Raw genomic sequence first — 12,860 nt, forward strand, 5'->3', positions numbered from 1 at the left:
GTCAGCCACTCCTTATCAGCGGTGATCGGTCGCGAGTTGGCGTTCGAGCCACTGCGAGTATTGTGAGATGCCGTAACACACGACAAAGAAAAGAAGGGCTGCAAAGCCGAGCAGTTCCCAGTAGACCCCGTTCCACTCGGTCGAAGCGAGGATCGGACCCCGGATCATACCCAACAGGTCAAACATCGAGATGACCGAGACCAGCGTTGTGTCCTTGAACAGACCCACAGCCACGTTGACGATACCCGGGATCGAGATCTTCAACGCTTGCGGCAGAATGATCAGCCGCATCGCTTGGGCATAGTCGAGCCCAAGGCTGTCCGCCGCCTCGTATTGGCCGCGTGGAAGGGCCGCAAGGCCACCCCGGATCACCTCAGCGATGTAAGCCGCCGAGAACATCGTGATCATGATCACAACCCGCAAGAAAAGGTCAGTCGTTGTACCGGGTGGGAAGAAGTAAGCCAGCATAACACTTGCCACGAACAGCAAGGTGATCAGAGGCACACCGCGGATGAATTCAATGAAGATCACGCAGATCCACTTGATCAGCGGCATGTCTGACTGCCGACCCAGCGCCAATGCGATACCCAACGGCACCGACAGCGACACACAGGTCACGCCCAGCATCATGTTCAACATGAAGCCGCCCAAGTCACGGCTCGGCACGGCGGACAGCCATGCGCCTTCGTTCGCATTATCCGGAATGATCCAACCACCAATCGTCCAGATCACAAACGCCGCAGCAATCCCGCCAAAGAAACCAGCAGCAAAGCTCCCGGCCACAAGTCGGCCATAGACCACATATCCTGCAACGACCCCGGCCAGCGCAAGGATCGGCGTCAAGATCGTGCCGCCCCAGATCAGGTAGTAGGCAACAAAAGGAAACAGCGCTGTGATGATCAGCAATTTGCGCGGCAGTTTGTAAAACAGAACTGGGGCAACGGCCGCGAAAAAGACGAGGAACGCCAATGATGGACGCCAATACTGGTCAGCCGGGTACTTGAACCCAAAGATCAGCTGGTTCCATCGCTCTGTCAGAACCGAGAAACAGGCAGCGGAAACGCCGTCCAGCACTTCGCGGCATTCGGCAAGGCTGGACGTGGTCCAGACACCTGACAGGATCCAGGGCAATGTGCTCGAAAGGATCAGATAGATGAAATAGGCCGCAACGATGGTCAGCAGCGAATAGAGCGGGGTCGAGAACAAGTTGTCCTTGGCCCATTTCACTGGCCCCGTTGTCGAAAACGGCGGTGGCGATGGTGGCACTGTTTCCGTGCGCACGAAGGCGACGGAGTTGGCAGATGTGTCTGACATGGCTCAGCGCTCCTTCAGTTTAACAGAGTTGTTGTAGACGTTCATGATCGCCGAAATGCACAGCGAAATCGTCAGATAGAACAGCATCAGCAGAAGAACGCACTCGATGGCCCGACCCGTCTGGTTCAGCGTGATACCCCCAAGCGTCGCGGTGATATCAGCATACCCCACAGCGATAGCCAGCGAAGAGTTCTTGGTGATGTTGAGGTATTGCGAGATGAGCGGCGGGATGATGACGCGCAATGCCTGCGGCAGCACCACAAGGTTCATGATCCGACCCGAACGCAGACCAAGAGCACCAGCGGCTTCGGTCTGACCTTTGGAAATCGCCTGAATACCTGCTCGTACGTTTTCGGCGATGAAAGCGCCGGTATAGATCGAAAGGGCAAACCACAGCGCGATCAATGGGCCGCCGATCTTGATACCACCGGCAAAGTTAAAGCCCTTGAGTTCTGGGTATTCCAGTCCGATGGGGCGCCCCATGATGAAAAACAGCAGCAGCGTGGGCACAAACAGGATGGCAAGGCTTGGCCAGCCCATAGGCAGCAGACGGCCCGTATCATAGAGCAGCTTAGTCGCATATCGACGGTAGGCAAACACACCGATGATCGACAGGATAAAGACGGCCACAACGATCAAAGATCCCGGTCCCCAGACCGGCGCCGGGATGTAGACACCGCGGTTGGTAAACGCAAAGGCGTTCATCACCATGGATGCTGTTGCATCGTCACCCCTGAAGGCCCGTGGGGCAGGCATCACCGCAGTCATGATCGTGAAGATGATGATGATCCAGATCAGAACCGGAATGTTGCGGAAGATTTCGACGTAAAACGACATCAACTTGGAAACGAGCCAGTTGTTTGACAAGCGCAGCACACCGGCGATCACGCCAAAAATGGTGGCTGTGATACAAGCCAGAAAGGCCACAAGCAGCGTGTTCAGAATGCCGACAAGGGCGGCGCGCGCATTGGTGGACTGGCTGTTGTATTCCACCAGCGCCTGATTGATGTCGTATCCGGCGGGCGAGCCGAGGAATTGGTAAGAGATGTTCAGACCGGCAGCCGCCAGGTTGCTGAACAGGTTTGATCCAAGGAACGCAAACGATGCGATCAGCACAATCAGCGCGATGAACTGGAACGTATAGGATCGGTATCGGGTATCGTTCAGCAACATCGACGGGCGGAATGCGCCCTGTGGTGGGTCGGTGATCGTGGACATACAGTTGTTCCCCGTAGATCCGGCCTTGATTAAGGTGCGTCTGAAGCGCGGGGCCGGGTTTTCAGATTTGGCTGTTGGCTTTGGACATCTCGCCGCTGTTTTCAGCGATCCCGTGCCCGGATGCGCAAGGGGCGCAGGAATTACCCTGCGCCCCTTGGCTATTCAATTTAGCGGAATGGAGGCGAATACAGCAGGCCGCCTTCTGTCCACTGAGCGTTCAGGCCACGGGCCAGACCGATTGGTGTGCTTTCGCCGATTGTGGCTTCAAAGATCTCACCGTAGTTCCCGGAGACGGACAGTGCTTTCATCGCCCAGTCAGCGTCCAGACCCAGCATCTCGCCCAAGGTACCTTCGGTACCCAGCAGACGGTTGATTTCTGGGTTGTTGGTGCCGCTGGCCATCTCGCCGATGTTGGCGGATGTGACACCCAGCTCTTCCGCTGTGATCAGCGCGTTCAGAGTCCAGCGAACAACATCGCCCCACTCGTTGTCACCGTGACGGACCAGCGGGCCCAGCGGCTCTTTCGAGATGATTTCTGGCAGCAGAACGTGATCACCAGGTGCTTCGAATGTGGCACGTGTCGCGGCCAGACCAGATGCGTCTGTTGTGAAGACGTCACATGCACCGGCAAGGTACTGCTGCTGTGCTTCGGCATTGGTTTCGATTGGCACTGGCTCGTAGCTGATGTTGTTGGCACGGAAGTAGTCCGCCAGGTTCAGCTCGGTTGTTGTACCCGTCTGGATGCACACAGTCGCGCCGTCCAGTTCAGTCGCGGAGGACACGCCCAGCTCTTTTGGAACCATGAAGCCTTGGCCGTCATAGTAGTTCACGCCGACGAATGTGAACTTGAGGTCCACGTCGCGGCTGAAGGTCCATGTTGTGTTACGCGCCAGCATGTCGATTTCGCCGGATGCAAGTGCGGTGAAGCGCGTCTTGCCCGTTGTCGGGACGAATTCAACGGCTGTTGGATCACCCAGAACAGCCGCTGCAACAGCGCGGCAGACCGCGACGTCAAAACCGTTCCATTCGCCGTTGGCGTCTGGTGCCGCAAAGCCAACCAGACCGGTGGTCACGCCACAGTTAAGTGTTCCGCGTGCTTTTACGTCGTCAAGCGTGCCAGCTGCCGCAACGCCGGCAGCAACGCCAGCGACGGAGAGCGCGCCAAGAAATACAGATTTTTTCATTCTTACCTCTTCCTGATACACCGCCATGTTTTGGCGGTTTGACCGACGCACATTGAGTGTTCCTGCACGCCGGACGGACTCCCAGAGGGGTTCATCCCCACCTAGTGGGCAGGACCTTGGTCGGATTCCGGCTTAAACGTCAAGGGGAGTGACGCCAAAAGCGGCGCAATCTGATGAATTCTTGGGCATTTTTTCGGCACATATCCACAGGGCCGCGAATTGCCTTTACGCAGCGTCAAAGAAGGATTTTGCATGAAAAAAAGAGGTTTTCTTGATTTCGGCAACGCTTTCCGCCTCTTCATCAGCGCCCCATTGTTCCTGTTGCCAGATTTCATCGACCCGGCTGGTTGCCCATACGTCAATCAATAGGTTCATATCTTGGGCAGCAGCAAAACCAAGGATCAGCGACCCGGAAAGGCTTACAAGATCGTGAAACGCCGCCAATTGGAATTCGCTAAGTGCGTGTACTTGGTCAGACAGCCGCTTGAGGGCATCGGCATCTTGTGATTCGTGAATGACGCCGGTCCGCGGGTGTAGACGTGCCCCAAGATGCTCTGCAGCCCACGCCAAGTATGGATCCCAAGAGGCGCTTTGGCGTTCAACAAGTTCGGCGGGCGCCTCGGCGCGATAGCACAATAGGTCGGCATCCCCATAAGCCGCCAACATGTCGGCCACTTCGGCCTTTTGAATGGCCACTTTGTCGATGGCCGCATTCGCAGAACGGGTGAATGGCATGGAAGTCGGGTCTACCACGTCTTCCTGGGCGTCCCATTCGGCGGCAATGGCATCGGCCATGGTCTGGGTGGGTACGATCAATCCGGCTTTCGCCGGTGTCTTCACGGATCGCCCGTCCAGATGGATGGCCCAGCCATCGCTCCCTTCAACGGCAGCCACGTCTTTCCAGAACCGCCTTTGTTTCCACTCGCTCATGCGGACGCCTCCAAAACCTTTTCGATGGCCGCAGGCAGGTCGGCAAAACTGTCGACAACTTGGTGTGCTGCGCCCAATTCGGTGCGCGGATGATATCCCCAGGCAACGCCAATTGCGGCGACACCTGCGTTGGTCGCCATATCCATGTCAAATCGGGTGTCACCCACCATCACAGCGTCACTGGCCTCAATCCCTGTCTCATCCAGTGCGGCATGGATCATCGACGGATGCGGTTTTGAGGGGTGAAAATCAGCGACCTGCCGGGTGACGAACATCCCCTCCAGCCCGTGGGCCGCGATCAAACTGTCGAGGCCGCGCTTGGATTTCCCGGTTGCGACCCCCAGCAACACGTCATCGCGCCCAGCAAAGTGGTCAAGGGCGTCACGCGCACCGGGATAAAGAGGGGACGATGCCGCACCCTTGGTGGCCCGCAAATGCGCATAAGTGTCCTTGTAGGACCGCACCATGCGCTCCGTATCCGCCTCAGGGGCCAGTTGGACCATGGCCACATCCAGCGATAGGCCAACGATACTCAGGATTTCGGCGCGGGCAGGCACGGCCAGACCAACATCGCCAAAGGCAGCTGTCATGCTGGCCACGATATCACCCTGGCTGTCTACCAGCGTGCCATCGACGTCAAAAACCACCAGACGCATCAGATATCCTCAAACGGGTCTTCTGCGGCCAGATCTTCGGTCCAGCCAAACGTCTCCCATGTCGCGGCCATGTGGTCGGGCAAGTGGGCCGTGATCGTAACAGGTTTGCGGGTGTGAGGATGTTCAAACCGCATCATGCGCGCATGCAGATGGAGCTTTTTGCTGATCACGCCGCCAATCTGTGCGCCCCAGCCATCACCCATGTTGTCCTGACCCGAGCCACCGTATTTGCCGTCGCCCGCAATCGGATGACCAATCTCAGCCATATGTGCACGCAACTGGTGGGTGCGCCCCGTGATGGGCTCCATCGCGACCCATGCAGCACGGGAGGCGACACGGTATAGTGTGGCGTAAAGCGTGCTCGCGCGTTTTGCACCGGGCGTGTTCTCGACCTCGCGCGGGTGCACGGCGATCATCTTTTCGCCCTCGCCGCCCTTGCCGCGCCCGGGCGCCTTAACCAGTCCGTACTTGATCTCGCCCAGATAGGGTGTCGGCACACCGGCCACCAAGGCCCAGTAAATCTTGCGCGTCTCGCGGTGGCGCATGGCCGCCGTCAACGCCTTGGCCGCCAACCGGGTACGGGCCAGCAGCAATACGCCAGAGGTGTCCTTGTCCAGACGATGCACAAGGCGCGGCTTGTCCTCAAACCCAAAGCGCAGTGCTTCTGCCATCCCGTCCACATGGCGGGTCTGGCCCGAACCGCCTTGGGTCGGCAGACCGGCAGGTTTGTTGATCGCGATCACATGATCGTCGCGATAAAGCACGCAAGACTGGATCAACTTGGTGTCAGCCTCGGACACGCCAGTGCGCACCACGGGCGGCGCTTTGCTGTCGGGAATAGGCGGGATGCGCACGGCCTGCCCTTCTTCGACACGGGTGTTGGATTTCACCCGGCCACCATCGACACGGCATTCACCCTTGCGGCACATCTTTTCGACCATGCCTTGGCTCAACTGCGGAAAGCGGCGCTTGAGGAAGCGATCAAGGCGTTGGTCGCCCTCGTCCTCTCCAACAGTAATTGTTTGTACACCGCTCATGACAACACCCCGCGCGCCGAGACAAGACCAAGGGCAAGCGCACCAACCGAAAGGCCTACAGAAAACAATATGTACAAGCTCGCCGAGACAATCTGGCCACGCTCGATCAGGTTCACCGTCTCAAGTGAAAATGCCGAAAACGTGGTGAAACCCCCAAGGATACCCGTCATCACGAAAGGCGACAGATGCGTCAGCCCACGCTGCGCGGCGACCACCACAAAAACGCCCATCAGGAACGATCCGATCACGTTGACCATGATGATGGCGAGCGGAAACTCAGTGCGACCAAACGCGCGCAACACGGCCACGCCAGTCAGCCAGCGCAACGACGCACCAATCGCCCCACCAAGGGCCACAGAAGATAGGGTTGTAAACATGCGCGGTCTCTTTACCAGCAGCGCGCAAGAGTCAACTCTGCCGCTTGGTCCTGAGACGCGCAAAGTAATCCAGCCGCTTTTTCAGATCCCGCTCAAACCCACGCTCGACAGGTTGATAGAGGTCGGGGCGCTCCATCCCGTCAGGAAAGTAGTTCGCACCGGAAAATCCGTCTTCGGCATCATGATCATAGGCATAGTTGTCGCCATATCCCTGATCCTTCATCAACGCCGTCGGCGCATTAAGGATGTGTTTTGGCGGCGGGTGCGATCCGGTTTGTTTGGCCGCCTTACGCGCGCCCTTGTAGGCCACATAGGCCGCATTGGATTTCGGGGCCAACGCCAGATAGACCAACGCCTGCGCCAACGCCAATTCGCCCTCAGGAGAACCAAGCCGCTCGTACGTTTCCCAAGACTGCAAACACACCGCCTGCGCCTGTGGATCAGCAAGGCCGATATCCTCAATCGCCATCCGCGTTATACGGCGGGCCAGATAACGCGGGTCCTCGCCCCCTTCCAACATCCGCGCAAACCAATAGAGCGACGCATCCGGGTCTGATCCCCGCACCGATTTATGTAGTGCTGAAATCAGGTTGTAGTGGGCGTCGCCCGACTTGTCGTATTGTGCCGCACGGCGCATCAGACGGGTGGCAAGGGCATCTCTGTCTAGCCTCTCGTCAATTTTCCACGCGGCGACCTGTTCGATCAGGTTCAGCAGTGCGCGCCCGTCTCCATCCGCCATTTCAAGCAGCGCTGCACGCGCCTCGGCTTCGAGCGGGAGGGCCATACCCAACTCATGCTCCGCCCGTTGCGCCATCAATTCAAGGTCTGCGAGGTCGAGCCGTTCCAGCACCAAAACCTGTGCACGAGACAGAACAGCAGCGTTCAACTCAAAGCTTGGGTTCTCTGTCGTGGCCCCAACCAGCAGGATTGTTCCGTCCTCCATATGCGGCAGGAACCCATCCTGTTGCGCCTTGTTGAAGCGGTGGATTTCGTCAACGAACAAAAGCGTGCCCTGCCCGTTCTGACGCCGGATGCGGGCCGCTTCGAACACTTTTTTGAGGTCCGGGACACCTGTGAATATCGCCGAGATTTGGACGAAATGCAGGTCTGTGTCATGGGCAAGTAGCCGGGCGATGGTCGTTTTGCCCACGCCGGGCGGACCCCAAAAGATCAACGATCCCAGCGCGCCTGCCTCAAGCATCACCGTCAGCGGTGCATCCGGCCCCAGCACTTGGCGTTGGCCAATAACCTCGCTCAACGTTTTGGGGCGCAGGCGGTCAGCAAGGGGGCGGTGTCCGCTTTCCGCCACTTCACCGGTGTCAAACAGGTCAGCCATCTAAAAGCGCAACATGACGCGGCCGCCGCGTCGCAGCGCTTGAACACGGGTGCCACGGCGCGCATTCCCTAAGGCCTCAGCTGCATCCTTGGGATACTTGATATCTCGTCGATCAATGGCTTGAAGGATATCACCCACGCGCAGCCCAACACGCGCGCCAAGTGTCCCAAGACCAGTGACCACAACCCCTGATGCCTCCAACGGCAGGCGCATTTCCGCGATCACAGCGGGGTTGATCTGCGCCACCGACAGTCCCGGCAAGGCGGCATCTTCAGGTAACGTGATCTCGCCGCGCGGCGGGTCCTCCGGCGGAGGGATCATCTTGACCTTCACATCCGACAACTCTCCATCGCGAAGACGGGTCATAACAACCGTGTTTTCTCCGCTGGACAGCCCCATGTGAAAAAGCATCTCGCCCGGGCTGTGCACTTCCTGGCCGTCCACGGCGATTACAACATCGCCCACGTCAAATCCGGCCTCTGCCAGTGGGCTAGCCGGGTGGAGGCCCGCAAGTATGATCCCGCCGGGTCGATCCAATTCCAGCATCTGTGCCAGATCCGAATCCACAACTTGCCCGGTCGCCCCAGCCCAGGGGCGTTGAAACCGGTCATTGCCCTCTTCCGCCTGCCGGACAAAGGCCGCGATCAGGTCCGATGGAATGGCAAAGCCAATCCCGTTCGATCCACCCGACCGGCTCAGGATACGTGTATTCACGCCGATCAGCTGCCCGTCCATCCCGACAAGCGCACCGCCTGAATTTCCGGGGTTGATCGGAGCATCTGTCTGGATGAAGTAGCCGAGACCGCTGCCGCCTGCCCCACCAGAACGGGCAAGGCCGGAGACGATCCCCGAGGACACTGTCTGGCCGACGCCAAACGGATTGCCGATGGCCAGCACCAATTCGCCAACTTCTACCGTTCCGCTGTCTCGCAGCGGCAGAAACGGCAGATCTTCGACTTCATCAATCTGCAAAATAGCGAGGTCACTGTCAGCATCCCCAAGCAACACACGAGCACTATATTCGCGCCGGTCATTGAGCACGATGCGGATGTCCGTAGCCTGCCCGACCACGTGATAGTTGGACACAACAATGCCATCCGAGGACAGGATTACGCCAGAACCAAGAGAATTCTGCACGCGCGGGCGCGGCTCTCCAAAGCCTTCGAAGAAACGTTCAAAGAACGGATCATTCATCAACGGCGTACGCTGGCGGCTCTGGGTGACGACCTTGGCATAAATGTTGACAACTGCGGGGGCCGTTTCACGCACAAGCGGCGCAAAACTTAAGGAAATCTCGGCTTGGCTTTCCGGCAACCGCGTCTGCGCACTGGCCATCAGGGGCAGGACACAGAACAGAAAGGCGATGAGATACTTCATGGTCATTAGGATATGCAAATGACCAACTGGGAATGCAAGGCGGCATCCCGTGTGAAGCCGAAGGTCACAAAAGAAAAACCCCCGCCGAAGCAGGGGTTTGATCAGATTTCATCGAGGGCAGAAGATTACTCTTCTGCGGCGTCTTCGGCAGCAACGCGGGCCTTGTCGGACGCGCCTTTGGCGTCACGGTCGCGGTCAACGAATTCGATGATGGCCATGGGCGCCATGTCGCCATAGCGGAAACCCGCCTTGAGGACACGCACATAGCCGCCCTGACGTTCGGCGTAGCGTGGGCCAAGAACGTCAAAGAGTTTGGCAACGTACTGCTCTTCTTTCAGCTTTGCACCGGCCTGACGGCGGGCGTGCAAGTCGCCACGTTTGGCAAGCGTGATCAGCTTTTCAACGATCGGGCGCAATTCTTTGGCCTTGGGCAATGTTGTCTTGATTTGCTCATGTTCGATGAGCGAGCCTGCCATGTTCGAGAACAACGCTTTGCGGTGTTCATGGGTCCGGTTCAGGCGGCGGTAACCACGTGCGTGACGCATTTTCTAGTCTCCAATTTGGTGCCCTCTACGGGCTGTTTTACTTTGTCCGGCCTTCGATGCGTGTCTCAGGCTCTCCTTGGGGTCACCGTTTTCCGTAGGAAAGCGGGTAACCCGAAAATTGTCCGCCCAGAGGCGGGCAATGAAAGGGCATATGCCCAGTCGTCAGGTGGGCGTAACCGCCCACCCAAGTGGCTTTAGAAGTTGTCTTCGAACTTCTTGGCCAGATCTTCGATGTTGTCCGGTGGCCAGTCTTCGACGTCCATGCCGAGGTGCAGACCCATGCCAGACAGCACTTCCTTGATCTCGTTCAAGGACTTGCGGCCAAAGTTTGGCGTGCGCAGCATCTCTGCTTCGGTCTTCTGGATCAGATCGCCAATATACACGATATTGTCGTTCTTCAGGCAGTTTGCCGAACGCACAGACAGTTCCAGTTCGTCCACTTTCTTCAGCAGAAGCGGGTTGAACTCGAGACCATCATCATCATCCGCACGAGACGCAGACTCAGGCTCGTCAAAGTTGACGAAGATGCCCAGCTGGTCCTGAAGAATACGCGCGGCGAAAGCCACGGCATCGTCAGGCGTGATAGAGCCATCGGTTTCGACCTTCATGGTCAGCTTGTCATAGTCCAGCACCTGGCCCTCACGGGTGGGCTGCACATCATAGCTGACTTTTTTGACGGGCGAATAGATCGCATCGATCGGGATCAGGCCGATTGGTGCGTCTTCTGGCTTGTTCTTTTCAGCCGAGACATAGCCCTTGCCTGTGTTCACAGTCAGTTCCATGAACACGTCAGCACCGTCGTCGAGGTGGCAGATAACCAGATCGCGGTTCAGCACTTCAATGCCGGCGCTTTCGGAAATGTCACCTGCGGTGACAACACCCGGGCCTTTGGCCGAAATCGACAGACGCTTGGGGCCTTCGACTTCCATGCGCAAGGAAACCTGCTTGAGGTTCAGGATAACGTCGGTGACGTCCTCGCGCACACCGGCGATGGACGAGAACTCGTGCAGCACGTTGTCGATCTGCACGGATGTGATCGCCGCACCTTGCAGCGACGACATCAGCACGCGGCGCACCGCATTGCCCAGTGTCAGACCAAAGCCGCGCTCCAGCGGTTCGGCGACAACAGTCGCTTGACGCGCGGGTTCATTGCCCGGCTTCACTTCCAATTGTTGTGGCTTGATCAACTCAGCCCAGTTCTTATGGATCATGCGTCCCTCCATTCTTGCCTGCTCTCCATGTCCTAAAAGATCAGGCGCCCGAGGTTTCAAAAAGCGTATTGGGACCGCACGTTGTCACGCGGCCCCGATCGAAATTCATGTGTCGCTTAGACGCGGCGACGCTTGGGTGGGCGGCAGCCGTTGTGAGCCATTGGCGTCACGTCTTTGATCGACGTGATGTTAAAGCCAACAGCAGCCAGCGCGCGCAGTGCCGATTCACGACCCGAACCGGGGCCCTGCACTTCGACTTCGAGCGTCTTGACGCCGTGATCCTGAGCCTTTTTGCCCGCATCTTCCGCAGCCATCTGGGCAGCGTAAGGTGTGGACTTCCGCGAGCCTTTGAAGCCCATGGTTCCAGCGCTGGACCATGCAATAGCGTTGCCTTGCACGTCCGAGATCAGGATCTTGGTGTTGTTGAATGAAGAATTCACATGCGCCACTCCAGCGGCGATGTTTTTGGAGACCTTTTTCTTGGTCACCCGGCGAGTATCACGTGCCATTGGTGCGTCTCCTTATTTCTTCTTACCGGCAATGGCCTTTGCGGGGCCTTTGCGGGTGCGAGCATTGGTGTGGGTGCGCTGACCGCGAACGGGCAGGTTGCGACGGTGACGCAGGCCGCGGTAGCAACCAAGGTCCATCAAGCGTTTGATGTTCATCTGCGTGTCACGGCGCAGGTCGCCTTCGACGGTATAGTTTTCGTCGATGTACTCGCGCACTTTCAGGACTTCGGCGTCGCTCAGCTCGTTCACACGACGGCTGGCGTCGATCCCGACGGCTTCGCAGATTTCTTTGGCGGATGTGTTACCGATGCCTGTAATGTAGGTCAGTGCAATCGGAACGCGCTTGGCTGTGGGGATGTTGACCCCTGCAATACGTGCCATGAAGGCTTTCCTTTTCGTTGCGAGCCCGTAGTTCCGGGCCCTTTTTTCACAACATAAGGCCCAAGGATTTTGCCCCCGGGCCTGCCGCTGATCAGGTGATCCGACGGGACGCGTTCCCGTCTTTGATTCTCGTTAGAGATGGCGTGGAATAGGCGTTGTTTTGTGAGGCGTCAACCCCTGTGCCTATACGTCAAGAACTTTGGCAATCGCTGCTTTCACATCTGCCATTTCGCCCAGGCCGTCGACACCGCTCAACTGACCCTTCGCATAGTAATAACCGATCAGCGGAGACGTCTTTTTATAGTACTCCATCAGGCGTACTTTGAGGCTTTCAGCGTTGTCATCCGCGCGCACCGGCTGACCGGCGGCTGCGGCTTCGGCCGCGCGTCCAACGATGCGGTCAACCAGCACGTCGTCATTCACTTCCAATTCGATCACGGCATCCAGCGTCTGACCTTGCTCTTCCAGCAGCGCGGACAAAGCGTCGGCTTGGGCCAATGTGCGGGGGAAGCCATCAAAGACAAAGCCGTTGGCTTTGACTGTTTCAAGCTGTTCGCGGATCAGACCGATGACGATTTCGTCTGTGACAAGGTCACCGCGCGCCATCACGTCCGCAACGATCTTGCCCATCTCAGAGCCAGAGTCCTTGGCCGCACGCAGCATATCGCCGGTGGAGAGTTGTACCATACCACGCTCATCGGTGAGAAAGCGCGCTTGTGTTCCTTTGCCCGCACCTGGCGGGCCCAGCAGGATAATGTTCATCTTTGTCCCCCTCCCGTGCGGGC

The 12,860-nt window shown here is 58.0% G+C and carries 14 protein-coding genes; all 14 read right to left on the reverse strand.

Annotation, left to right across the window (positions count from 1 at the left end):
* Nucleotides 1-15: 15 nt before the first annotated feature.
* Nucleotides 16-1,314, reverse strand: coding sequence for an amino acid ABC transporter permease (locus DHN60_RS18615; protein ID WP_108838823.1), 1,299 nt, complete (start codon nt 1,312-1,314; stop codon nt 16-18).
* A 3-nt stretch (nt 1,315-1,317) separates the two neighbouring features.
* Entirely contained in the window at nt 1,318-2,532 is a 1,215-nt protein-coding gene (locus tag DHN60_RS18620) for an amino acid ABC transporter permease (RefSeq protein WP_108838824.1), read from the reverse strand.
* A gap of 167 nt (nt 2,533-2,699) precedes the next feature.
* The gene (locus DHN60_RS18625; RefSeq protein ID WP_108838868.1) at nt 2,700-3,716 is read right to left on the reverse strand and encodes an amino acid ABC transporter substrate-binding protein; all 1,017 of its coding nucleotides are present in this window, start codon (nt 3,714-3,716) and stop codon (nt 2,700-2,702) included.
* Between the two features lie 225 nt (nt 3,717-3,941).
* Entirely contained in the window at nt 3,942-4,646 is a 705-nt protein-coding gene (locus DHN60_RS18630) for an ATP12 family chaperone protein (protein WP_108838825.1), read from the reverse strand.
* Nucleotides 4,643-5,302 (reverse strand): HAD-IA family hydrolase, encoded by a 660-nt coding sequence (locus DHN60_RS18635; protein ID WP_108838826.1) that lies wholly within the window; start codon nt 5,300-5,302, stop codon nt 4,643-4,645. The genes DHN60_RS18630 and DHN60_RS18635 overlap by 4 nt, the downstream gene beginning before the upstream one ends.
* A complete protein-coding gene (locus DHN60_RS18640) occupies nt 5,302-6,339 on the reverse strand; it encodes an RluA family pseudouridine synthase (RefSeq protein ID WP_108838827.1) in 1,038 nt (345 codons plus the stop codon). Before DHN60_RS18640 ends, DHN60_RS18635 begins: the two co-directional genes overlap by 1 nt.
* The gene (crcB, locus tag DHN60_RS18645) at nt 6,336-6,716 is read right to left on the reverse strand and encodes a fluoride efflux transporter CrcB (RefSeq protein WP_108838828.1); all 381 of its coding nucleotides are present in this window, start codon (nt 6,714-6,716) and stop codon (nt 6,336-6,338) included. The genes DHN60_RS18640 and crcB overlap by 4 nt, the downstream gene beginning before the upstream one ends.
* Before the next feature lie 31 nt (nt 6,717-6,747).
* Nucleotides 6,748-8,052 carry a replication-associated recombination protein A gene (locus DHN60_RS18650; protein WP_108838829.1) on the reverse strand — a complete coding sequence of 435 codons (1,305 nt, stop codon included), beginning with the start codon at nt 8,050-8,052 and terminating at the stop codon, nt 6,748-6,750.
* Nucleotides 8,053-9,429 carry a trypsin-like peptidase domain-containing protein gene (locus DHN60_RS18655; RefSeq protein WP_108838869.1) on the reverse strand — a complete coding sequence of 459 codons (1,377 nt, stop codon included), beginning with the start codon at nt 9,427-9,429 and terminating at the stop codon, nt 8,053-8,055.
* Between the two features lie 125 nt (nt 9,430-9,554).
* Nucleotides 9,555-9,974 (reverse strand): 50S ribosomal protein L17, encoded by a 420-nt coding sequence (gene rplQ / locus DHN60_RS18660; protein ID WP_108838830.1) that lies wholly within the window; start codon nt 9,972-9,974, stop codon nt 9,555-9,557.
* 194 nt (nt 9,975-10,168) lie between these two features.
* Nucleotides 10,169-11,185: a DNA-directed RNA polymerase subunit alpha gene (locus DHN60_RS18665; RefSeq protein WP_108838870.1), complete on the reverse strand. Its 1,017-nt coding sequence runs from the start codon at nt 11,183-11,185 to the stop codon at nt 10,169-10,171.
* A 116-nt stretch (nt 11,186-11,301) separates the two neighbouring features.
* On the reverse strand, nt 11,302-11,694 hold the full coding sequence (rpsK, locus tag DHN60_RS18670; protein ID WP_108838831.1) for a 30S ribosomal protein S11: 393 nt from the start codon (nt 11,692-11,694) through the stop codon (nt 11,302-11,304).
* A 12-nt stretch (nt 11,695-11,706) separates the two neighbouring features.
* Nucleotides 11,707-12,075, reverse strand: a complete 369-nt coding sequence (rpsM, locus tag DHN60_RS18675; RefSeq protein WP_108838832.1) for a 30S ribosomal protein S13 — start codon at nt 12,073-12,075, stop codon at nt 11,707-11,709.
* Nucleotides 12,076-12,258: 183 nt separating this feature from the next.
* Complete coding sequence (locus DHN60_RS18680; RefSeq protein ID WP_108838833.1) at nt 12,259-12,837, reverse strand: adenylate kinase; 579 nt, start codon at nt 12,835-12,837, stop codon at nt 12,259-12,261.
* Between the last annotated feature and the right edge of the window lie 23 nt (nt 12,838-12,860).

The sequence above is a fragment of the Tateyamaria sp. Alg231-49 genome (assembly GCF_900143535.1).
Lineage (GTDB): Bacteria > Pseudomonadota > Alphaproteobacteria > Rhodobacterales > Rhodobacteraceae > Tateyamaria.